The organism is Shewanella sp. 10N.286.52.A9, assembly GCF_041468985.1.
Classification (GTDB): Bacteria; Pseudomonadota; Gammaproteobacteria; order Enterobacterales; family Shewanellaceae; genus Shewanella; species Shewanella japonica.
On sequence record NZ_JBFRJQ010000007.1, the window covers coordinates 16,998 to 39,240 of the forward strand.

Consider the following 22,243-nt stretch of genomic DNA (forward strand, 5'->3'; position numbering starts at 1 on the left):
GACCTAAGCCATCAGCTCTAATGCAATAAATTTAGCCGTAACGACCGGTAATGTAATCTTCTGTTTTACGCTTTTGTGGCGTAGTGAAGATAGTATTAGTGTCAGCATATTCAATCAGTTCACCCATATACATGAATGCCGTTTGATCTGATACACGTGCAGCCTGTTGCATGTTATGCGTTACGATAACCACAGTATATTTTGATTTAAGATCCGTGATTAACTCTTCAATCGTTAACGTTGAAATTGGATCCAATGCCGATGTTGGTTCATCAAGCAGCAATACTTCTGGCTCAATTGCAATGGCACGGGCAATAACAAGACGTTGTTGCTGACCACCAGATAATCCGAAGGCGTTATCGTGCAAACGGTCTTTAACTTCATCCCAAATTGCTGCACCGCGTAATGAACGCTCGGCGGCTTCATCTAACTCACGACGGTTACTCACCCCTTGCAGGCGTAAACCGTAAACCACGTTCTCGTAAATCGATTTTGGAAACGGGTTAGGACGCTGGAACACCATACCGACATTTCGACGAAGTGCAGCAACATCAACTTTCTTGTCATAAATATTTTGACCGTGAAGTAAAATTTCACCGTCAATATGACAAGTTTCAACTAAGTCATTCATACGGTTAATACAACGTAAAAGCGTCGATTTACCACAACCACTTGGACCAATAAATGCTGTCACTTGGTTTTTCGGGATTTTCATGCTCACATCAAATAGAGCTTGTTTATCACCATAACGTAAATCTAAATTACGAATTTCTAGCGCAGTATCCTGTGCAGGTAGGTTAGCTAAATCGACAACTTCAGATTTAATAGCGCTTTGATCAATAGAAATCATTTTTCTTTTTTCCTCAGGATATCGCTAATTAGTGTTCTAGCGAACGGAATTTTTCACGTAAGTGATTACGTACACTGATAGCTGTTAAGTTAAGTGTCACAATCACAGATACTAATAAGAATGAAGTGGCATAAACTAATGGTCTTGCCGCTTCTACGTTAGGACTTTGGAAGCCAACGTCGTAAATATGGAAACCTAAATGCATAAACTTACGTTCTAAATGGATAAACGGAAAGTTCATATCAATAGGTAAAGTCGGTGCGAGTTTAACAACACCCACTAACATCAATGGTGCAACTTCACCTGCTGCGCGCGCAACAGCCAAAATAAGGCCTGTCATAATTGCAGGACTCGCCATTGGAATAACAATTCGCCATAAGGTCTCAAACTTAGTCGCACCAAGCGCTAAACTGCCTTGACGCACTGCACTTGGGATTCGGCTTAAGCCTTCTTCAGTCGATACAATGACCACTGGAAGCGTTAGAATCGCTAACGTTAATGCTGACCAAATCACACCTGGCGAACCAAAAGTGGGTGAAGGTAGCGCTTCTGGATAAAACAATTGGTCTAATGAACCACCAAGCATGTATACAAAGAAGCCTAAGCCAAAAACACCGTAAACAATTGACGGAACACCCGCTAAGTTAATTACCGCGATACGGATCATCTTAGTAATTGGACCCTTTTTAGCATATTCGTGTAGGTAAATAGCAGCGATAACCCCGAATGGCGTTACAATAACGGCCATCAGCATCACCATAAATACCGTACCAAAGATAGCTGGAAATACCCCACCCTCAGTATTTGCTTCACGTGGGTCATGACTAACAAAGCGACCTAAACCGACAAACCAATGTACTACTTTATCGAAACTGTTCATACGATTGACGTAGCTAACGTCTAATACTGAATCTAACTTGAGCGTGACTTCTTCACCGCGCATGTCTCGAATTATCACAGAATCTCTTGCCGCTTGGTCACGCAACGCGAACAAGTCTTTTTCCATGACTAAGTAATCTTGATTGAGCTTTTCTGCTTGTGCATCTAATTCAGCTTTACGCTCTGGGGTTAATTTACCGTCTAATTCATAACCACGTTCTTTTAAACGTAAACGCTCAAGTTCATAGTTAACTGAACCAATCTCAGACTTTTGAAGCTTTAACGCCTGCTCGCCGATGGTCACAGCACGGTCAATGTGCTCTTCTAACGCGACTTCGATTTGCTCGCCTGATAATGGTAAACGTTCACCATTTTCAATCACAGCAACCGGGTAGCCGTAGAAGTTACCATTTTTGGTACGCTCCAACATAGCGATATCAGTAGGCTTTTCACGACTAACGATGTCTGTAGCCAAAATCCAGCGAAAATCCAAACCAACGAATTCACGGTTACCTGTTTTCACTAGATAGCGAGTGACAAACTCACCAGGATGTTCGTTAAACTGATGACCTGCTGAAATCAATCGTTCAGTAGGCACTTCTTCACGGTCATAAATCTCTCCAATTAAGGTTGATTTAACACCATTATTATCTTCAAGTTGCCATTGATAAATATCGGCAGGCCAAAAGTAACTTAATCCACGCCATGCAATTAATAACAACAAACCTAATACTGCAATCAAGCTGATACTGACTGCACCACCGGTCATCCAAATCCATGGAGAACCCGATTTAACCCACTTACCCATTGCTCAAACCTCTCAAAGCGATTGGCGAAATATTCATTATTATTTTCATCTTCATTCCTTAAAGTGAGCTGTAACGTTCACGTAGACGTTGACGTACCACTTCTGCAATGGTGTTAAAGACAAAGGTAAATACAAACAAGACGAATGCCGCAAGGAACAATACACGATAGTGCGAACTACCAATGGCAGATTCAGGCATTTCTACCGCAATGTTAGCCGCTAATGTCCGCATACCTTCAAATACACTCCATTCAAGGATTGCGGTGTTACCTGTCGCCATCAGTACAATCATGGTTTCTCCCACTGCACGACCAAGTCCCATCATCACAGCGGAAAAGATACCTGGACTGGCTGTCAATAGCACCACGCGAGTCAGAGTCTGCCAGTTCGTTGCACCCAGCGCTAATGAGCCATTTGATAAATGACGTGGCACTGAGAAGATAGCATCTTCAGCAATTGAGAAAATCGTTGGAATAACAGCAAAGCCCATCGCAATACCGACAACAAATGCATTTCGTTGGTCAAAGGTAATCCCTAAATCATTGGTAATAAATTGGCGAGTATTACCATCAAAGAAAGCAATCTCAATCACTGGACTGATTTCGAATGAGAACCAACCCACAAACAAGATAACTGGGATTAGCATGATTTCTTGGTACGTTTCAGGTAATCGTTGCTTCCACGAGTTTGGTAACCTGCTCCAAGTAAATGCACTTAGTAAAATACTGGTTGGTAACAATGTCAGTAATACTAAAATGCCTGGAAGATGGTCTTCAATTAACGGCGCTAACCAAAGGCCCGCTAAGAAACCTAAAATAACCGTAGGAAGTGCTTCCATGATTTCAATGGTTGGCTTAACAACACTACGGACTTTAGGTGACATGAAGTAAGCAGTATAAATTGCACCAGCAATCGCTAATGGCACAGCGAAAAGCATCGCGTAAAATGCAGCTTTCATGGTACCGAATGCTAACGGCATTAAGCTTAGTTTTGCTTCAAAATCATCAGAGCCTGAAGTTGACTGCCAAACATACTGTGGCTCTGGGTAACCTTCGTACCAAACTTTTTGCCACAAAGCACTCCAAGAGACTTCTGGATGGTCATTGTCTACTGCAAATACATTCAAGCTATTATTCGCTTCAACGATTAACGCATTGGAGCGAGGGCTAAATGCCATTTCACCAGGCTTAGCAATATTAAATTTTTCAGTGAATAAATTACGCTGACTTGTGGTGTATAAAAGAGATAACTCGCCTTCAGGACTGACTACAGCAAAACTTTTGCGGTAGAACTCAGTGGCGATTGTTTGTACAGGTGAATCAATCTCAAAGTCGCGAATTTTTTGATACAAACGGCCATTTCGGCTACTGACTTGAAAATATTGATCAATCGTGCCGTCTTCATAATTAATCAGAATTGAACTGGCACCAGCAAGTAGGCTGACATTTGAAACTTTGTTTGAGCCATCTTTTACATCAAGTACTTGTAATAATGATGGTTCATCGGTGTCACGGATGTCATAAATAAAGATTTTATTAGTTGTAGGCAGTATCAATTGACGATGATCTGGTGTCATCAAGGCTGTTAACGCATCTTTAGGTGCATCCTCAACTACCGATAGATCTGAATACCACTCGATCTCTTCGGTCATCATGTTTTCTTCACCTTCAAGGCGATTTAACTTCCATGCACCTTGTTCATCTTGGTACGCAAAACCAATACGGTTATCGATATAGTCAAAGGCTAAATGGTGTAAAGCCTGACCTTCATCAACCATGATTGGTGTTTCACCTAATGGGTAGCGTAAACGTGGTGTAATTGTGCGCACGTTGTCAGGGTAAGTCACGCCAAAATCAACCCCAACGATTAACGCCTCACCCGTACTTAACCCAAGCGAAAAACGTTGCTCATTTGGTTTAGCTTTGGCACTGCTCACCACTGTCGCCCCTACAGGAAGCGGAGGCTGAAAACTCTCAATTAACTGTTTACTGGCTACTGAATAAAAATCAACTTGGCCATTTACCAGTACGCGATAAGCTATTTCATTTTGCTCATCACTTCCCACCATTAAAGTGGCAGTCTCGGTATTTTGATAACTGATTGTTGATACAGGTTCAACATCAGCACCATCAAAAATTGGCTTAATAACATACAATAAGTAAAAGAAAATCAACAACAAAGCGACAAAAACCATGGTTCCACCCACAGTTACACCCACTTCTGCTGCCTTATCCGTAAATGCTCTTCGATTCGCTTTTCTGCCTACTAGCAGACTCTTCGTCTCAGAACCAGGTTGATTGACCTGACTTTCCATTCAGAACCTCTATAATTAATCGTCAGCGAAATTTCGCTATGATTGTTTAATCCGCTGTGATACTAAATAAATAGCTGTTTTATTTACCTTAAGCGTTTGTGATTACAACTCAACAATTGTCAGTTCAAATCAGTACGTTTAAGTGATTAATTGATGACATTTTTTAGATGCCTATTTTAATTGGCTGAATTATATGACGTATATATGACAGTAGTGTTACAGGCGATTTATTTGTTAAACATTTGGGAGTTTCTTTTATGTTACGTTATCTAGTTACCTTGCAAGCCCCTGATAGAAAAGGGTTAGTTGAACAGATTGCAAATGTTATCAGTCGTCACAACGGCAACTGGCTCGACTCCGAAATGCGCCATATTGACGGCGTTTTTGCCGCAATATTACAGTTAGAAGTATCGGCATTAAAATGGGATACCTTGCTTGAGTCTTTGGAGTGTATCGAAGGGCTAAGCTGTACTTACAGTAAAACGGGCCACATAGCGGAGCCGATTAAACGATTAAGTTTTAATTTAGTAGCCTACGACCGTGAAGGCTTAGTGCTTGAAATTTCAAATAAAATAAATGCACTTGGTATTAACATCGAGCAATTTAGTAGTCAGCAAGAAACTGCAGGCCACAGTGGTATTGCATTGTTTAGAGCCACCATGGGTTTAGGGTTATCAGATCCAAGCCAGGAAGAACAACTCACAGAATCACTATATGAACTCGGTGACGATGTGGTGTTAGATAAACTCAGTAAAAGCGCCTAGCTCCTTTTGTTTGTTGCGTTAATGAATGTATTAGCGCAACAGATATCCCTTCTATTCAATCTAAAAAAACCGTTTAAATTTACTGACTACCATCTGTTAGACTATTAACAAATCATAACAAAAAATGAGTTTAGAGATGTTAGGAACGTTATCAAAAATGCGCACTCAGCTTGATGAGCAAAATGAAGTGCACTATCAATTACCAGTAGGGGATGCACTCTTAGAGTTAAACCCTTTAATCGGTAAAACACTCACCTTGACCCATACGGGTAAAATTTTATGCTCAAGTTGTGGTAAGAAAACCAAAAAAAGCTACTCTCAGGGACATTGTTACGTGTGTATGTCAAAGCTTGCTAGCTGTGACTTATGCATCATGAAGCCTGAAACGTGTCACTTTGATCAAGGTACCTGCCGTGAACCAGAATGGGCACAAAGTCATTGCTTTGTTCCTCACTTTGTCTATTTATCTAATACATCTGGGATCAAAGTTGGCATTACGCGTTACACGCAAATACCGACTCGCTGGATAGATCAAGGCGCCACACAAGGGTTACCTATCTTTAAAGTTTCAACTCGCCAACTTTCAGGCCTTGTTGAAGTCGAATTGGCAAAACTGATTAATGATAAAACCAATTGGCAAGCCATGTTAAAAGGTAATGCTGATGATGTTGATTTAGTCGATATGGCCAATCAATTAATCCCAGAAATTGAAGCAAAACTGTTAGAGATAAAAGAGCAAAATCCTGACTTTGTGATTGAGCGACTCAATGATCAAATTCAAGGTATTCGCTTCCCTATTACCGAGTTCCCTAAAAAAGTAAAATCTCATAACTTTGATAAAACACCTGAAGTAACGGGGGTTTTGCAAGGTATTAAAGGTCAGTACCTCATTTTTGACACAGGCGTTATCAATATCCGTAAGTTCTCATCATACGAAGTGAATGTTGACACTGAGTAACACTTCAATTGAACGGTAAACTGAATATAGGCTAAATAAAAAGCCGCAGAACTTAGGCTCTGCGGCTTTTTTATAATAGTTTCTCGCTCAGGAAAATCGTTACATCGTATGATTAGGGATAGAGCTCAGCATCATACCAGTCAATTTATCAAAGCGGATCTCACGATCTTCGATAGGTTTTCCTGTCTCTGTAAACCCTTGTGCTAACACTTTCCAAATAGGTTGAATACGATTAGGACTAAACAAAGCCACCAGTACAGATCCTTTTTCAAAATCATCATCAATACCTGATGTTGATAAGCCAGCAACGAGACCTGCTCTTTTCATGATTTCTGCGTCACTCATTTCCGACTCTAGCGCCATACCAAAACCAATAAGCACATTTGGATTCTCATTATCTTTAGCAAAATGGTAGCCCTTTTGCTCCATGATTTTTGTTATCGATTGACGCATATGTCTCACTAATTCAGCATCATCAAGTTTATTTGCACTATGAACAGTAAACATCGTTGGGTGCCAAGCAAAGCTCTTTGCTTGCGAAGAAATAAAGCTAAGATCTCCTGAAGTCACCATTGTGATTCGACTAGGAGCAGGCTTGTTGACCTCTTCTTTGGTTGCACAACCTGAAATCAATACAGCGAAAAGACTTATCCATAAACACCATTTTTTGCTATTCATTCACATTTAGTCCTGTAGTCAGCAAGTTAGCCTATCTTTATTGTATCAAGCTATTGAAATTTCGTTATCAATATAACACTTAAACCCTAACCTAACCTGACTCAATTTCAATAACAAGTTATGTCATGTTACCAGCAAAAGCCACACACAAGATTAGCAAGCTACAAACAATTACAGTACAAATGTAAAAGCGCCATCCACGAAAAATGTAATTAACACTAGGTTAGCCAGTATATTCCCGTTAAGATGATCACCTATTAGCACTGCCGTATTGATATATTTTACCGATTTATGGAACTCGTTTTTACTATTGCACTATTCGCTTTTTCTGCAGGAATTACACCCGGCCCCAATAACATCATGTTAATGACGTCTGGCGTTAATTTCGGTATAAAACGCAGCATGCCACATTTACTAGGGATTATTATTGGCTTCCCGAGTATGGTGGTCGCTATTGGCTTAGGACTGAGTGCCGTCTTTCAAGCCTACCCAATGACGCATCAAGTCATTAAAGTTGCTGGTATCATCTACCTACTTTACCTTTCTTGGCGCATCGCTAATAGCTCAAGCAACTTAGAAGGTAAACAAACAGCTAAACCATTTAACTTCTTTCAAGCTGCTGCATTTCAATGGGTTAATCCTAAAGGCTGGATTATGGCTGTCGGCGCCATCGCTACCTTTACTGACATTTCACACGCTTTAATTCCGCAAGTATTAACCATTGCAGTGGTATTTTTTATGGTGGCATTACCTTGTGCCTCAATTTGGTTAAGCTTTGGTATTGGCCTTAAAAAACTGCTTAAAAACGAGCGTCAGCAAAGAATATTCAATATCTCAATGGCCCTGCTATTAGTGTTATCTATCATACAGATGGCTTTACCTGATTAGTCTTACATTGAATAAACAACACTGTTAGTAAGGCTGTTAGCTTTTACGCCGAACGTTAGTTTTAGCGACGAACATTAGTTTTAGCGTAAGCCCGCTATGACGAATTGAACATATGACAGGAAAGAACATGCAAGAGCAAAGCGAATACCATATTGAAACAGCAAACTGGGTCAATAAAGTGATCATGAAATACAATATTTGCCCATTTGCACGTCGAGAAGTTGAAAATAACAGCATCCGATACATTTGCAGCGAAAACACTAAAGTCAAACAGGTGCTAAAAGACTTTCTGTCAGAATGTGAATACCTAGATAACCATCCCGATACCGAGACCACACTATTCGTTTTACCCCGAGGTTTTGAAGGCTTTTATCACTATCTCGATCTTGTCGATTTAGCCAATGATAAATTACTCGAAAATGACTATGAAGGTGTCTATCAACTTGCCAGTTTTCACCCGGACTATTGTTTTGATGGCGAGCCACAAGATAGTCCCACAAATTATACCAACCGCTCCCCTTACCCAACGCTTCATATCATTCGTGAAGCCAGTATGGAAGCCGCTTTAGCTGGATATAATGAGCCAGAGTCTATCCCTGAGAGGAATATCGCTTTTGCTGAACGTAAAGGCACTGAATTTTTTACTGCATTATTAAAACAATGCAAGGTAGGAAACGAGATTAAGTAAACATTACTCGGTATCACTCATTTGGTAATGTCGAGTGACATTGACAGTAAGCCGCCCCCAAGCTGATTGCTTCACTCGTGCTTGATGCACTTCGAATGCCATTTGATCTGTAAACACTTCATCGACATTATACTTATTGGGATTTTTGTTATCAGGAAGCACTTCAAAACTAACGCAGCCAGACTCTGCTAGCGTCAGCTTGCGGTGCAAAGGTAAGGCTTGTTTTACTGCGGATAAATCCTCATCAGCCACTAAAATATAGCCTGTTAATCTGACTCTACTCAATTCATCTTCCTTGAAGTTGGGTGATAGCTAAAACTAAACGACAACACTAACGCTTAGCTTTGTTTTTGCGCTTATTGTAATCCTACTTGTCAGCAGGATGATTTACACCATCATTTATCACTACATCGCCTAATTCATATGGGTTCACTCCAACCAGACACCCAATGTTATAGCCATATTCATTGGGATTGGAGCGTCGTTGGTGATGTGTATAGATGCCACATTTAGAGCAAAAGTAATGTTTAGCGGTATGAGTATTAAATTGATAGCAAGTTAAATTCTGCTCGCCTGCAATAATCGTTAAATTTGCTAAAGGAACAGAAGCCACAATGGCACCTTTACGGCGACAAATAGAACAATCACAACGTCTGGGATTTTCTATTCCATTAGGGAGAAACAATTCAATGTTCACTTCGCCGCAATGGCAACGAGCAATATGCCGCAGCTTAATAAGGGTTGCACCAACTTTTTGTATCATTAATCAAGCCTCCATGCTTTAAATATACTTATCCAGAGTAACGTTATAGCATGCACATCACTCAATCCAGATGCCTATTTTTAAAATAGAAGATTGAAAATACAAGTTTGAAAAAACAAGATTGAAACCTAAAAAGCTTCATTTACATTGAAATAAAACCCACTGTCGCCATCACCAAAGGCCAAGTCTAATCTAAGGTTAACTCGCGGTTTCACTTCAAAACGATAACCAATGCCCGTGTTGGGTAGCACATCAGATGACGCTAATTCACTAAATTTATCAGAAATAACCCCAGCACCTACCCAATATACCATGCCATGACGACCAGATAAGTTTTGACGATATTCTACTTGAGCAAGGAGCATTTGCTTATCGCGATAACGACCTGAGGTGTAACCTCGTAGTAAATCTCCGCCGCCAGCTTTAGATAGCTGATCCCAAGGTACATCACCATGGGTAAATCGACCACGTATTTGCCATGCCAGAACGTCACTACCTGCAACTGGATAATAAGTGCTGTAGAGAGCATTAACGACTTCAAAGTCTGTTTTGCTACCTAAGTCTTTACGATATACACCGACATCTATCTGAGCAATTTTTCCCTGTTCAGGATTGAGTACATTATCTCGGCTATCATAATTGGCCAATAAGTTAATACCTACGCTGCGTGATGATGCTTCTAATGGCGTGATATCAACTTCAGATTCTAAGATATCTATACTACTGGCTTTGGCATAACTGAAGTCAAAACCTGCTCCAACAAACACATTTGACGACACCCGCTGAAGGAACATTGGATTTGCACTAATCACTCTGCCACTAAAATCAGTACGATTATCATCTTGATAGTTTTCATCATACCCAATGCCATAAAACACATCGGGAATATCTGACAATTCGGCGTTGAGATATAGGCGCTGCCTATCTTCATTCAGAAAGGTTTTATTTTCAATGGACACACCTAATGCGCCATTAATAGAGGCTAAACCATTAATGACCAACGAAGATAGTTGACTTACCTCATCGTCAGGATCAACTTGATACAAGCCTACAGCAGAAATGCCAACACCTAAATCCATTTCAGGATTGTAAAATGGCCCTGGTAAAAAGCTAAAATCAATAGGTTTACTCGGGTCAAATTCGCCATCAGCCCCCAGCTTTTGTAAAAAATTTTCTACCCAGCCGAGCGCTTCATTGTCGTCTTGAAATGGCACTTCATCAGCACCGTTAGCCTTATGCAGCTCTTGTTCTGTGATCTGTTTAGTCGCGCCATTCACTGATTGAGGCTGTGCTGCTGACACACTAAAACTCAGCATGAGTGAAATTGATAGAGATAAAATCGGCAAAAGTAACGCTGAACGCCTGCAAGCATGATTGCGCTTTGAGCTCACTGTAACAGCCAATGTGCGTGCCACAGAATTAATTAGCTTCATTAACGTGTCCTTGGTTTGAGCTATCAGCTTGTTTCAGTTGTTTCGCCAATGGCAACTTAGGGTACTTAGCTAAATGTTCAGCTAACATGGCTTGATCTCGAGTTTGGTTATAACGAGATAACTCAAGAAACTGCTCTTGAGTAAAACCTTGCTGCCAAAGCGATGCAGGCACATGATCAAATGAGGCTGAAAATTTAGGGTCTACGAATAGCCACTGCTTTGCTACATCATCAATGGCAATCCCGTGGACAAGATTGGCAAGCTGTAACTCATGCGGCTCAACCGTTTGCTCATAAAGAGCGCTGATCGCTGGCCATGATTTACTAATAAATGCCAAGCCCTTAGGCACGATGTAAGGTGATTGTTCATCTCCTAATTCATAGTGACGTTTAAGCAGCATGAATTTATTCGGTAACGGTTCGTTTGAATCCCACCAATAACCATCAATGGCTTCAAACATGGCATCAGTTTGTTGGGCAGAAACGGGTTCTAACCAAGCGATGGTTGCAGAAATCCACGCTGTCATATGAAAATTATATTGCTGACGTGTCATGGCTAAATTATTGGTGAGCACTGCAAGAGCGATTTTCGCCCCTAACATATTCGAGTAAAGATCTTCAGGTGAATACGCCGACACATCTTCGGTCCAGGGACTAAAGCTACGATAACCATGGTATTGCGCGATTTCATGGGCTTCTGCCATAGAGTAAGCCAAACGAACCGCTATACTTGCCGCCAGTTCCCAGCGCTCAGTAGCGGTTAACTCGCTGACGTCAAACGCCGCTAACTCAATGGTTCTTGGACCGATTTCAAACGGCAGCTCAATAGTTTGCGCCTCACCTAAATAAGGCTGAATGCGGTAAAACAAAGCCACAGCGTTATCAGCAGTATCACGCACATGAGCGAGGTCAATAAAGCCACCTTTTAGGGTGTATACCAAACCGTTATTCTCACCACTTCGGCCAGCATTCGGCGCCGACTTTTGATGGCTAAAGCTTCCCGCTTCAAACGCATGAGCACCAATATCATCCAGCTCAATCGTATTGGCATGTCTAAAAAATGGCACCGGAATCGGTCCAAGTTTAACTTTCTGGCCACTACCAAATGCACAACAAGGTCTAACACTTGTCGGTAAAGGTAAAGCTGCTTGCTCTGGTAATTTGATGTCCTTGAGTAATGCGTTGTCAGGCTCATTATCAAGCGCTGCTTCCACTGCTACATCAGATGGCGTCGCACTGACTTGCCATTCACTGCTTGAGCAGCCACTAGCGATAGTGATTATTGAAAGGAGTAATAGGTTTTTGTTGAGAAACTGCATCATTTTATAAAATCTCGGATCATTTGATTGATGAGCTCCGGAAAGTCATTCGTTAGCCCGTGGGAAGCATCAGGAATAATGATAAGTGGCGCATCTAGAAAAACTGAAAACTCATGCCCTTTCTCTAATGGAAACACCTGATCGTTTTCACCCCATATCAATAAAGATGGAGGCAAGTTATCTCTGAATTCAGCAGGTTCCAATTGATTTCGATACGCAGGTAATGTGGTAATCAACGAGCGTTTTTCTTCGAGGTAATTCGCAAAGTATGTTTGATAGATTTGTTCATCGATAAAGCTTGGGTACCAAGGGTGTGCGACAAAGGTATGTTCCAAAAGATGCCTTACACCTTCTTTATCTTGAGGCACAAACACCGCTTCAGGGGTTGTTTGGCCTAATCGCTCACTCATCGCATCCATATCAGCATCACTAAAGACAATCCCCGGACTGGCAAGCATCATCGCTTTTTTTACTTCTGGCGCTTTAATCATTAAGTCAAACGTCACAAAGCCACCGAACGAAATACCAACAAGGTTTACTTGTGTAAGCCTAAGTTCACTTATGAGCTGTTGAATCGCCGAAGTTTCGCTTTCAATGGTTGCTGGAGCATGGCTATATGAATCGCCAAACCACAATAAATCAGGAACAATAATATGGTAATCGACGACAAGATCTTGCATGGTTTCATACCAACTTGTCATGCCTGTACCACCAAAACCATGGAGTAAAATGATTACAGGATCCTGTTCATTGCCGCCTTGCCAATAATGTAATTCCCCGTCCTGCTCTAGCGTTAAATAGTTTCGCTCAAAACCAGCATTAATTAGCTGTTTTTGCTGATAACTATCCACCATAGAGACGGTCGAGCAACCGGAAATGAGCCAAATAACGATACTGGTAATCAATAATCGCATCAGTATTAAAACCGATATCCAATGGAGGCCATAAAGCTTGTACGAGTACCAAAACCACCCTCAAGCAACAAGTCAAAGCCAGCGCCAAGGTGTAATTGAGCCCCCACCAAGGTGTTCCATTTATCAGCTAGATGTTGGTTAACTTCAAATTTACCATCACCTATCAGATCTCCAATACTCGAGTCACCGATAGGAAGAATATCTTTAAGATAGCCACTGAAAGTCTGTTCAACGTTTTGGTACATACCACCGACCCATACCTGCAGATCATTACCATATACTTTGGTGCGATACCCCACTCGTGGCGACACAACTATCGTGCTGATTTCACCATCGAGAATATCCAGATCTGTATTGGTATAATTCACATCCAATAACGCAAACCAGTTATCAATACCGCCAACAATGGTGCCGCCAACGCCATAGGTTGTTCCTTTAAAATTTAATTCAAAATCAAAAGGATCTAACTCAGGGAAAAAAGGTAAATCGACATCCACTTGCACATTGGCGACGCTACTGCCTTTTGTATGACCAATAACACCATACAAGTTCAAAAATGGAAGCACCCACATGTCTGCCCGAAACGTTAATGTTTCAGAGTCTTGTAGTGCTTCGCTGCCATTAATCGAAATCTTGTCATCAATAAAGTCCCCTAACCCTGTAAAGGCAACACTATCGACCACTAAAGGCTGTTCCATCGTCATATAATTGATGCTAAAGCCATAAGGTTTTGGGAGTTCGTAACCTAAATCAATCGCTTCTTGTGCCCAAATAGGGAAAGCACGTTGGTATTTGGGAGTGACTTCTATCGAATCTTCAGCAAAAACGATATGACTAATAAAAAGCGTCGAAAGAGCAATAACAAGAGTAAAAGTTCGTAGCATTAGAGCGAAAAATCCTTAACAGCTTCAATGTTAATCAACATTAAAAACATTGAGATAAATAAATAAGTGACTCATTCAATGCTTCTGTACTGGTAAAATTAATCTCAGCATTGATGATAAAATAGACAGGTAAATTTGGGAGCGAGGATGATAGAGATGAAGTATTAATTTAAAATTAAAATTGAGCTAAAAGGAATATGGATGTTTAAGAAATCCAATATATTGACAATGCCACTAACAGCAAGCCCGAGCAATTAACAACCACCCAGATAACCCGCCACAAACTTAACATGTGTATCAAACTGTTATTTATTCGTTTAGAAAGGATAATGACGGGCAGCCATAGCTTCAGCTTGATTTGCTAATACGTGTGGGGAGTCCGTATTTCAGCGCGTGTTCAGAGTGTTTATCGACATAAGAGTGAGTTATAAATTAGCTTTTGAATGAACAGATTCAAAATTGTGGTTAAGCTTAACGAGATGACAATATTAATAAAATACTAAAAATCACAACGGATTTTCCCGTTATCATTAAGAGTCAACACTGCACGTTTATTGACTTCAAGATTAGTCACATAACCACATCGTCCATCAAGGGTTTCACCACTATTAAGCACTAGCTGATACTGATAATCACCATCAAGTTGAGCTAAGTCATAGTAGATTCGATTTTGCTCACCAATGTTTATCTCACCAAAATCGAGACGACTATGTGGCAATTGAATGACTGCAGAATCAATAACAAATTCAGAGCTATTCTTAACTGTCACACTCGGGCTGACATAAAAATATGACCAATACATTAGTGCAACAGCTGCACAAATCCCTAAAGAGACTTTAGTAAAAATGCCTAACCAACGATTACCAATGTCTAACTTTTGATCGGTTGAAAATAACATTTACGTTTTTGTTCCTTTTATAGAAAACACCAAAGGAATTGATTGGCCTTTTACAATAGAGTGAAACTGGTTCGGTTGCTGCTCAATTAAGTTTTCAAAGCAATTATAAGGGCTATAAGGATATTCATTGACGCTATCAATACGAATACCAGCTTGTATCAAAGCGTTAATCACTTCTCCCAATGAATGTGCCCAAGTCACCATCGTTTGCGGCGTATCATCTTCTACATCAGTATAACTGCCTTCAGTGACAATATCTGGCTTGGATTGATGAAAATACGGATACCCCTCTAGCACATCCTGTACAGGATGAAATTCAGCCATATAAAAGGTGCCACCGGATGTTAAATTATCTGCTATCACTTTTGCCCACTGAGTCAAACAAGGCAGCCAACAAATAGCGCCAAACGAGGTGAAGACAATATCAAAACTATGCTGACTATCAGCTGAATAGCTATAAACATCTGAGCAAACAAAATCAGCGCTTATTTGGCATTGTTTAGCCAGCTCATTCGCTTTATCAATGGCTGTATTTGATAAATCAACACCAGTCACTTTAGCCCCTCTTCTTGCCCATGACAGCGTATCTAACCCAAAATGACACTGAAGATGTAATAACGACTTATCCGCAACATCATTGAGTTCTGCGAGCTCAATTTCAGTCAATGTGGTTTCGCCAGCAATAAAGCTTGGAACATCATAAAACGATGAGTCAAAGTGCACTTTTGCTCTTTCATTCCAAGCCTGTTTGTTTGTCGCTAAATAATCCATTTAAACTTAATCCGTTTTTAACAGCCCAATACCGTATTAAACCGATTCCTTATAGTGTAATGCACATTCTTCTATAGTACATTTTTAGTGTATATGTAAGCACTTGCCTTAATTTCAGCAACCTTAATGCCATTTATTATCAAAATCTAGAATACATTAGCTTTTTCTGAATTTGTTTACATAAAATGGTGTAAATAAAAAAAGCCGACAACAAGTGCCGGCCTTTGTTACGTCAACTTTTCTGAATTTAAACAATACTCAATGCGATTATTACCGAGTTAGAGTAAATTTCTGAACTTGTTCAGACATCACTGCTGCATCTTCAAGTAAGGTTTCATTGAGTTGACTTAACGCATTAGCGATTTCTTGCGTTTGATTATAAATCTCACTGATTTTCATCGCATTTTGATTCACTTCTTCGGCAACAGCTGCTTGTTCATGAGTTGCTGAAGCAATTTGTTGATTCATACTGTCAATAACATCAACATCCGCCACAATCTGTTTCAACTCTTTACCCGCATTTTCAACTTCAATAACGCTTTCATCAGCACTGACCATGCCACGCTGCATGGTTTTAACGGCTAACTGAGCACCTGATTTAAGCCTATCAGTCATCCGCTTGATATCGTCCGTTGATGATTGTGTTCGTTGCGCTAAGGTTCTGACCTCATCAGCCACAACAGCAAAGCCTCGTCCTTGCTCTCCCGCTCTTGCCGCTTCAATGGCCGCGTTAAGTGCCAGTAAATTAGTTTGCTCTGAAATCGCGCTAATGACATCCAAAATAGTCGCAATAGATTGCACATCTTGATCTAATGTCTCAATCGCATTTGAGGCTTCATTGATTTCGCTGGCAAGATGTTTTATCGATACAGTCGTTTGTGAAACGCCCTTATTACCAATATGTGCCTCTTTATTAGCAGACGTAGATGCATCTGATGCTTGCACCGCATTAGCCGCAATTTGAGTGACTGTTGCACTCATCTCAGTCATAGCCGAAGCCACTTGCTCAGCCTCTTGGTAGCCAAGTTCAACATCTTGCTTCATGGTCTGAGTATGACCATTAACTTGCTCAACAACACTCACCACTTGCGAAGCACTTTGTCTAACTTGAGCGATTATCGTTTCAAAGTCAGTCATCATGACATTAAAGGCGGCAGACAATTGGCCGAATTCATCTGCAGATTTGTGTTCAATCCGCGTGCTTAAATCAAAATGGTTACCTGCATGGGTGACTTTATCAAATAAGTGACTCAAGCTCTTATTCAAGTAATTAGACACTGATAAACTCAACCACGCTAGCAATACTATGGATATTGTTAATGCGAGTAATGATGTCCACATCATTTGGTTGGCTGAATCCAATCTTAGTTTAGTTAACTTAATCAAATCATCAGCTAAGAAATGTTCAAAGTCAGTTAGCACGTTAATTCTTGCTGTAGAAGTGCTAAACCAAGTTTCCGGATTTTGGGCGCTGATATTAGTGACATCTTGAGAAAAAGCGATATCACGTAATTGCTGCACCGCTGACTGTTCTCGAGATCGTGAAACTTGTTCAAATTGCGATATCCAATCTGGAGTCGCTAACGCCTTAAAGCGTTCACCATAAGTATTTTGTTCAGACACTAAAGTGACAAATCGGCTAAAAACGCCATCTTTAAACCCTTGTTGGCCGAAGGTTGTGCTAAGTACAGCACGCTCAATACCGGCACGTTCTTTTAACTGTAAAAACGCACCAAATGATGCCAACTTGAGTGATAATTCACTGTCAGTGCTTTGCATTGCCGTTTCATCAACAACCGATAACAATGCCGTATTTAAACCTGTGTAATACTTCACTTCATCAGCAACCGTAACCGTCAATGAATCAACAGAACGTCTCATTGACTGCAATTGCTGCAACTGGTTGCTAATTTGTCTCAAAGTAGCACTAATCTGAACAGGAAAATCATCAACATTTGGAATGCTATTAAAACGACTTATTTGTCTATCAGACATCCCACGCTGCTGAGGTAGCGCATCGGCAAATGATTGTCCTTGTGAACCAATATAGCCGGCACTCATGCCACGCTCTTTTTGTAACTCATGGACTAATGCACTATTAATTACAGCGAGCTCAGTTAACGAAAGTACCGTATTTAATTCTGATTTAGTTTCATATTTATTGTGAACAAACATGCCACCATAAATCAGACAAATCAGCAGAGGCGGGACAATTAGCAATAGCAGTTTATGTAGCGTTTTTAGATCGGTAATCCATTTCATTGTATCTTTACCCTTAGAGTAAGTGCTCCATGCAATTTATCGCAATAAATTACATGCTTTGATGTAACTAAGGCGACTTAATTTCTTTTCAAATTAGTATGAGAATATCGTTCGCGCAAAAAAAAACCTGTAAAACTCTATATGAGTATTACAGGTTTATCGGCTATTTAAATAAAAGCTTTAGCTTAACCTTCAACGCCTTTGCTTGCTAAGAACTCATCATAAGTTCCTTTGAAGTCATTAATGCCTTGTGGCGTCACTTCAAGAATTCGAGTAGCAAGAGATGATACAAACGCACGGTCATGAGATACAAACAACAACGTACCTTCATACATTTCTAACGCGTTGTTTAATGACTCAATTGATTCCATATCCATGTGGTTAGTTGGTTCATCAAGCAGCAAGATATTTGGCTTTTGCATAATAAGCTTACCAAAATACATGCGACCTTTTTCACCACCAGATAAGACTTTTACTGACTTTTTAATATCGTCAGAACCAAATAACATACGTCCTAAAATACCACGTACTGTTTGGTCGTCATCTTCAGGCTTACGCCATTGGCTCATCCAATCAAACAAGGTCATATCATTAGCAAAATCAGCTTCATGATCCTGTGCATAATAACCAATGTTTGAGTTTTCTGACCATTGAATCGTACCCGCATCTTGTGGTAAATCATGGACTAAGGTACGTAACAAGGTGGTTTTACCCACGCCATTTTCACCCAAAATAGCAATTCGCTCGCCAACTTCAGCCATCATGTCAAAACCAGAGAATAACGGCGTTTCGTCAAAGCCTTTAGCTAACTGCTCAACCACTAATGCGTTACGGAACAATTTCTTCTCTTGTTCGAAACGAATAAACGGATTCACACGGCTAGATGCTTTAACTTCTTCAATTTTAATCTTATCGATTTGCTTAGCACGTGATGTAGCTTGCTTTGCTTTAGATGCGTTAGCCGAGAAACGAGCTACGAAGCCTTGAAGTTCTGCAATTTGTGCTTTCTTCTTGGCATTATCTGACTGTAGACGCTCACGAGCTTGCTGCGCTGCCATCATGTATTCATCGTAGTTACCAGGGTAAACACGTAGTTCACCGTAATCGATATCTGCCATATGGGTACATACAGAGTTCAAGAAATATCTATCATGCGAAATAATCACCATGGTGCTATTACGTTGGTTTAGCATTTCTTGTAACCAGCGAATGGTATCGATGTCCAAGTTGTTGGTTGGTTCATCAAGTAATAATACATCTGGGTCTGAGAACAAGGCTTGTGCAAGTAGCACACGTAATTTGAAACCTGGTGCAATTTCACTCATTAAGCCAAAGTGTTGGTCAACACCAATACCGACGCCCATCAGTAAGTCACCAGCACGAGATTCAGCAGTGTAACCGTCCATTTCGGCAAACTGCATTTCAAGTTCAGCCACTTTGATGCCGTCTTCTTCACTCATTTCTGGTAATGAGTAGATACGATCACGCTCTTGCTTAACTTCCCATAGCTCTTTATGACCCATGATCACAGTATCAACCACTGAATAAGCTTCATAAGCAAACTGATCCTGGTTCAACTTACCCATGCGCTCGCCTGGATCAATTGACACATTACCGCTTGACGGCTCAAGGTCACCAGTTAGGATTTTCATGAAGGTGGATTTACCACAACCATTGGCTCCGATAAGACCGTAGCGGTTACCGCCACCGAATTTAACTGAGATATTTTCAAACAGAGGCTTTGAACCAAACTGCATGGTGATGTTAGCTGTAGTAATCAAAATGAGATTCCAAAATTCAAGTTATGATAAAAACAAAAAACCAGTGCCGAATTATGTAACGGCTATAACGTTCAACGAGTATAGCGGTTATTGCTCAGTTAGCACTGGTTTCTAGCCACCCTTAATTAGTTAAGCATGGCCATATTAAATAGGCGGCGTACTATAGCATTTCAGCTTATTTTTTCAACTTAACTTAGCCACAAGGCGCCATAAAACAGGCGAAATTCCATGAATTTATTAAGTCAAAAAAGATAGATGGGGAATATTAAAGGTCAGAACCACTCAGTAACTGAAGAATGAAGGGAATAACAGACTATTTCTTTGCGGTGAATTTTCGAGTAAACCAGGCAATAGTGGCGCTTTGTTGTTGTTCACTTAGTCCAAAATAAACACACACCCAAGGAGAGATCAAAAAATACCACGGCATTGTCATGCCTAATTCAGCATTATATTGCAGATAAAAGAAGCCAAAATAAATCACGGCAATACCAGCAATCCCCACTGTCAGCATGGTTAGCTTCATTGCTTTTTCTAGCCTATCCATTTCGCAATCCCTTTAATTATTCTGTGAAATACCCTGAACAAAGTGCTGTCGATAACACTCGCCAAGATGGTAACAATAATCGCAGTAATAAAAAAGCCAACCATTAACGGGTTGGCTTTAGTCTGAGTCAGTAGCAATTACATGCTTAAACCGCCATCAATTTCAAAAACGCGGCCATTTACATAATCATTTTCAACAATAAACTTAACTGTTGCAGCCACTTCTTGTGCTTGACCTAAACGCCCAACTGGCACCATTTTTTCAAGACGCTCCAAGGCTTCTGGTTTCATACCAGCGGTCATTTCTGTTGCTATTACACCTGGCGCAACTGCGGCGCTTCTGATGTTATAACGCGCAAGTTCTTTAGACCAACCAACACTCATTGCTGCGACACCAGCTTTAGATGCAGAATAATTTGACTGACCAATATTACCTGCCTTAGCAATGCTAGAGATATTAATAATTACCCCTGCTTGCTTTGAATGAATCATCGCTGCAGCCGCTTCACGCCCACACAAGAAAGTCCCTGTTAAGTTAACATTGATGACCGATTGAAATTGCTCAAAAGACATACGGTCAGTCACAAGACCTTCTTTTGCTTTGATCATCATGCCATCACGAAGAATACCTGCATTGTTAACTAATACGTTCACTTGACCAAAATCTTCAAGGATATAGTTAAAACCTGCCACGACGTCTTCTTCGTCAGTAATGTCTAAGGCATAACCTTGTACTTCTGTTGTCGCTCCTAAATCAGCACAAGCACGCTCTAATTTTTCTTGATCAACATCGATAAGTGCAAGTCTTGCGCCTTGAGAGGCAAACTCTTGCGCCATCGCTAGCCCTAATCCACCTGCTCCGCCAGTAATGACAACAACTTTATCTTTAATTTCCATTAACTGGATCCTTTCTTAATTTATTAAAATCAATCGTTATGATTTCTTTTCCGCTTGAGCAAACTGCTCAAAGATACTTGAAAAATCGCGGCGGCCATTACCTTGTCTCGCATGGTTTACATATAAACTACGTGCTAATGCTCCCATCGGCGTACTAGAATTTGACACCAATGATGCTTGCTGAGACAAGCCTAAATCTTTCACCATCAAATCAACCATAAATCCGCCTTGGTAATCATTTGATGATGGCACATTGTCCATGACATCTGGACAAGGATTATATTTCTCTAAAGTCCAGTTACCACCGCTACTGACTTTCATGATATCAGATAACACTTTAGGGTCTAAACCATTATCAATACCCAATTGCAAAGATTCACTCGTACCGACCATCAATACCGATAACAGCATGTTATTACAAATTTTAGCTATTTGACCTGCACCCGTTGCTCCTGCGTGGAATATGTTTGCCCCCATCACAGTTAATACCGTTTGTGCTTTTTGATACGCATTATTTGAGCCACCACAAATAAAGGTTAATGTGCCCGCTGCGGCGCCAGCTGTGCCACCAGATACAGGCGCATCCATAAACTCAATACCTTTTGCTTTCGCGTGTGCACCCACTGTTTGCGCAGTGCCTGCATCAATGGTCGAACAATCAATTAACACTGCATCTTCTGCTACAACATCCAACAATCCTTTATTGTCAGCATCGCCAATATACAAACTATGGACATGCTTTCCAGCGGGCAACATAGTTATCACAAAATCTGCCGAAGCCGCAGCGCCACAGGCAGTTTTGGCACTAAGCGCACCTTGAGATGTGAGTGCATCTACCGCTGCAGGAACCAAATCAAAAACAGTCACGGTCATGCCTGCTTTAATTAAGTTTACAGCCATAGGGCCACCCATATTGCCGAGTCCAATAAATGCTACAGTTGCCATAATAATG

General features: G+C 40.7%; 21 protein-coding genes. 4 read left to right on the top strand and 17 right to left on the bottom strand.

Features of this window, described 5'->3' with window-relative positions; translation table 11 throughout:
* Positions 1 to 31: 31 nt before the first annotated feature.
* The 3 genes from pstB to AB4128_RS06285 are packed head-to-tail and all read right to left on the bottom strand — an operon-like array spanning position 32 to position 4,851.
* Entirely contained in the window at positions 32 to 850 is an 819-nt protein-coding gene (gene pstB / locus AB4128_RS06275; protein ID WP_055022996.1) for a phosphate ABC transporter ATP-binding protein PstB, read from the bottom strand.
* A gap of 28 nt (positions 851 to 878) precedes the next feature.
* Complete coding sequence (pstA, locus tag AB4128_RS06280; RefSeq protein ID WP_055022997.1) at positions 879 to 2,537, bottom strand: phosphate ABC transporter permease PstA; 1,659 nt, start codon at positions 2,535 to 2,537, stop codon at positions 879 to 881.
* 58 nt (positions 2,538 to 2,595) lie between these two features.
* Positions 2,596 to 4,851: an ABC transporter permease subunit gene (locus AB4128_RS06285; RefSeq protein ID WP_055022998.1), complete on the bottom strand. Its 2,256-nt coding sequence runs from the start codon at positions 4,849 to 4,851 to the stop codon at positions 2,596 to 2,598.
* A gap of 257 nt (positions 4,852 to 5,108) precedes the next feature.
* Between AB4128_RS06285 and AB4128_RS06290 the strand changes: the two genes are divergently transcribed.
* A complete protein-coding gene (locus tag AB4128_RS06290; protein WP_055022999.1) occupies positions 5,109 to 5,615 on the top strand; it encodes a glycine cleavage system protein R in 507 nt (168 codons plus the stop codon).
* Between the two features lie 136 nt (positions 5,616 to 5,751).
* The gene (locus AB4128_RS06295; RefSeq protein ID WP_055023000.1) at positions 5,752 to 6,573 is read left to right on the top strand and encodes a DUF2797 domain-containing protein; all 822 of its coding nucleotides are present in this window, start codon (positions 5,752 to 5,754) and stop codon (positions 6,571 to 6,573) included.
* 99 nt (positions 6,574 to 6,672) lie between these two features.
* On the opposite strand, the gene AB4128_RS06300 is transcribed toward AB4128_RS06295, so the two are convergent.
* Positions 6,673 to 7,251: a DUF4136 domain-containing protein gene (locus tag AB4128_RS06300; RefSeq protein WP_055023001.1), complete on the bottom strand. Its 579-nt coding sequence runs from the start codon at positions 7,249 to 7,251 to the stop codon at positions 6,673 to 6,675.
* Between the two features lie 291 nt (positions 7,252 to 7,542).
* Here AB4128_RS06300 and AB4128_RS06305 point away from each other — a divergent pair, with 291 nt between their 5' ends.
* Positions 7,543 to 8,139 carry a LysE family translocator gene (locus AB4128_RS06305; RefSeq protein WP_055023002.1) on the top strand — a complete coding sequence of 199 codons (597 nt, stop codon included), beginning with the start codon at positions 7,543 to 7,545 and terminating at the stop codon, positions 8,137 to 8,139.
* Between the two features lie 127 nt (positions 8,140 to 8,266).
* A complete protein-coding gene (locus AB4128_RS06310) occupies positions 8,267 to 8,827 on the top strand; it encodes a DUF1415 domain-containing protein (protein WP_372037255.1) in 561 nt (186 codons plus the stop codon).
* A 3-nt stretch (positions 8,828 to 8,830) separates the two neighbouring features.
* On the opposite strand, the gene AB4128_RS06315 is transcribed toward AB4128_RS06310, so the two are convergent.
* The 13 genes from AB4128_RS06315 to mmsB form a co-directional block, all read right to left on the bottom strand.
* Positions 8,831 to 9,112, bottom strand: a complete 282-nt coding sequence (locus AB4128_RS06315; RefSeq protein ID WP_065109199.1) for a putative quinol monooxygenase — start codon at positions 9,110 to 9,112, stop codon at positions 8,831 to 8,833.
* Between the two features lie 82 nt (positions 9,113 to 9,194).
* On the bottom strand, positions 9,195 to 9,590 hold the full coding sequence (locus AB4128_RS06320) for a GFA family protein (RefSeq protein WP_372037256.1): 396 nt from the start codon (positions 9,588 to 9,590) through the stop codon (positions 9,195 to 9,197).
* A 128-nt stretch (positions 9,591 to 9,718) separates the two neighbouring features.
* The gene (locus tag AB4128_RS06325) at positions 9,719 to 11,023 is read right to left on the bottom strand and encodes a BamA/TamA family outer membrane protein (RefSeq protein ID WP_372037257.1); all 1,305 of its coding nucleotides are present in this window, start codon (positions 11,021 to 11,023) and stop codon (positions 9,719 to 9,721) included.
* Positions 11,010 to 12,344 carry a DUF4056 domain-containing protein gene (locus tag AB4128_RS06330; protein ID WP_372037258.1) on the bottom strand — a complete coding sequence of 445 codons (1,335 nt, stop codon included), beginning with the start codon at positions 12,342 to 12,344 and terminating at the stop codon, positions 11,010 to 11,012. The genes AB4128_RS06325 and AB4128_RS06330 overlap by 14 nt, the downstream gene beginning before the upstream one ends.
* On the bottom strand, positions 12,341 to 13,255 hold the full coding sequence (locus tag AB4128_RS06335; protein ID WP_372037259.1) for an alpha/beta fold hydrolase: 915 nt from the start codon (positions 13,253 to 13,255) through the stop codon (positions 12,341 to 12,343). The genes AB4128_RS06330 and AB4128_RS06335 overlap by 4 nt, the downstream gene beginning before the upstream one ends.
* A gap of 5 nt (positions 13,256 to 13,260) precedes the next feature.
* Complete coding sequence (locus AB4128_RS06340) at positions 13,261 to 14,139, bottom strand: virulence protein (RefSeq protein WP_119968706.1); 879 nt, start codon at positions 14,137 to 14,139, stop codon at positions 13,261 to 13,263.
* Between the two features lie 499 nt (positions 14,140 to 14,638).
* On the bottom strand, positions 14,639 to 15,037 hold the full coding sequence (locus AB4128_RS06345; protein WP_055023008.1) for a hypothetical protein: 399 nt from the start codon (positions 15,035 to 15,037) through the stop codon (positions 14,639 to 14,641).
* The gene (locus tag AB4128_RS06350; RefSeq protein WP_065109194.1) at positions 15,038 to 15,808 is read right to left on the bottom strand and encodes a bifunctional 2-polyprenyl-6-hydroxyphenol methylase/3-demethylubiquinol 3-O-methyltransferase UbiG; all 771 of its coding nucleotides are present in this window, start codon (positions 15,806 to 15,808) and stop codon (positions 15,038 to 15,040) included.
* Positions 15,809 to 16,078: 270 nt separating this feature from the next.
* Positions 16,079 to 18,070 carry a methyl-accepting chemotaxis protein gene (locus AB4128_RS06355; RefSeq protein WP_055023010.1) on the bottom strand — a complete coding sequence of 664 codons (1,992 nt, stop codon included), beginning with the start codon at positions 18,068 to 18,070 and terminating at the stop codon, positions 16,079 to 16,081.
* Positions 18,071 to 18,255: 185 nt separating this feature from the next.
* On the bottom strand, positions 18,256 to 19,851 hold the full coding sequence (locus AB4128_RS06360; protein ID WP_082419856.1) for an ABC-F family ATPase: 1,596 nt from the start codon (positions 19,849 to 19,851) through the stop codon (positions 18,256 to 18,258).
* A 313-nt stretch (positions 19,852 to 20,164) separates the two neighbouring features.
* Positions 20,165 to 20,395 (bottom strand): hypothetical protein, encoded by a 231-nt coding sequence (locus AB4128_RS06365; RefSeq protein ID WP_055023011.1) that lies wholly within the window; start codon positions 20,393 to 20,395, stop codon positions 20,165 to 20,167.
* A gap of 137 nt (positions 20,396 to 20,532) precedes the next feature.
* A complete protein-coding gene (locus AB4128_RS06370; protein WP_055023012.1) occupies positions 20,533 to 21,291 on the bottom strand; it encodes an SDR family oxidoreductase in 759 nt (252 codons plus the stop codon).
* A gap of 36 nt (positions 21,292 to 21,327) precedes the next feature.
* Positions 21,328 to 22,236 (bottom strand): 3-hydroxyisobutyrate dehydrogenase, encoded by a 909-nt coding sequence (mmsB, locus tag AB4128_RS06375; RefSeq protein ID WP_372037260.1) that lies wholly within the window; start codon positions 22,234 to 22,236, stop codon positions 21,328 to 21,330.
* Positions 22,237 to 22,243: the final 7 nt, after the last annotated feature.

Coding starts and splice junctions, on each gene's coding strand:
- AB4128_RS06340 (WP_119968706.1), bottom strand. CDS start 14,139: ATGCTACGAACTTTTACTCTTGTTATTGCTCTTTCGACGCTTTTTATT.
- mmsB (WP_372037260.1), bottom strand. CDS start 22,236: ATGGCAACTGTAGCATTTATTGGACTCGGCAATATGGGTGGCCCTATG.
- AB4128_RS06320 (WP_372037256.1), bottom strand. CDS start 9,590: ATGATACAAAAAGTTGGTGCAACCCTTATTAAGCTGCGGCATATTGCT.
- AB4128_RS06355 (WP_055023010.1), bottom strand. CDS start 18,070: ATGAAATGGATTACCGATCTAAAAACGCTACATAAACTGCTATTGCTA.
- pstB (WP_055022996.1), bottom strand. CDS start 850: ATGATTTCTATTGATCAAAGCGCTATTAAATCTGAAGTTGTCGATTTA.
- AB4128_RS06300 (WP_055023001.1), bottom strand. CDS start 7,251: ATGAATAGCAAAAAATGGTGTTTATGGATAAGTCTTTTCGCTGTATTG.
- AB4128_RS06365 (WP_055023011.1), bottom strand. CDS start 20,395: ATGGATAGGCTAGAAAAAGCAATGAAGCTAACCATGCTGACAGTGGGG.
- AB4128_RS06330 (WP_372037258.1), bottom strand. CDS start 12,344: ATGATGCAGTTTCTCAACAAAAACCTATTACTCCTTTCAATAATCACT.
- AB4128_RS06310 (WP_372037255.1), top strand. CDS start 8,267: ATGCAAGAGCAAAGCGAATACCATATTGAAACAGCAAACTGGGTCAAT.
- AB4128_RS06370 (WP_055023012.1), bottom strand. CDS start 21,291: ATGGAAATTAAAGATAAAGTTGTTGTCATTACTGGCGGAGCAGGTGGA.
- AB4128_RS06285 (WP_055022998.1), bottom strand. CDS start 4,851: ATGGAAAGTCAGGTCAATCAACCTGGTTCTGAGACGAAGAGTCTGCTA.
- AB4128_RS06305 (WP_055023002.1), top strand. CDS start 7,543: ATGGAACTCGTTTTTACTATTGCACTATTCGCTTTTTCTGCAGGAATT.
- AB4128_RS06325 (WP_372037257.1), bottom strand. CDS start 11,023: ATGAAGCTAATTAATTCTGTGGCACGCACATTGGCTGTTACAGTGAGC.
- AB4128_RS06290 (WP_055022999.1), top strand. CDS start 5,109: ATGTTACGTTATCTAGTTACCTTGCAAGCCCCTGATAGAAAAGGGTTA.
- AB4128_RS06295 (WP_055023000.1), top strand. CDS start 5,752: ATGTTAGGAACGTTATCAAAAATGCGCACTCAGCTTGATGAGCAAAAT.
- AB4128_RS06335 (WP_372037259.1), bottom strand. CDS start 13,255: ATGCGATTATTGATTACCAGTATCGTTATTTGGCTCATTTCCGGTTGC.
- AB4128_RS06345 (WP_055023008.1), bottom strand. CDS start 15,037: ATGTTATTTTCAACCGATCAAAAGTTAGACATTGGTAATCGTTGGTTA.
- AB4128_RS06350 (WP_065109194.1), bottom strand. CDS start 15,808: ATGGATTATTTAGCGACAAACAAACAGGCTTGGAATGAAAGAGCAAAA.
- pstA (WP_055022997.1), bottom strand. CDS start 2,537: ATGGGTAAGTGGGTTAAATCGGGTTCTCCATGGATTTGGATGACCGGT.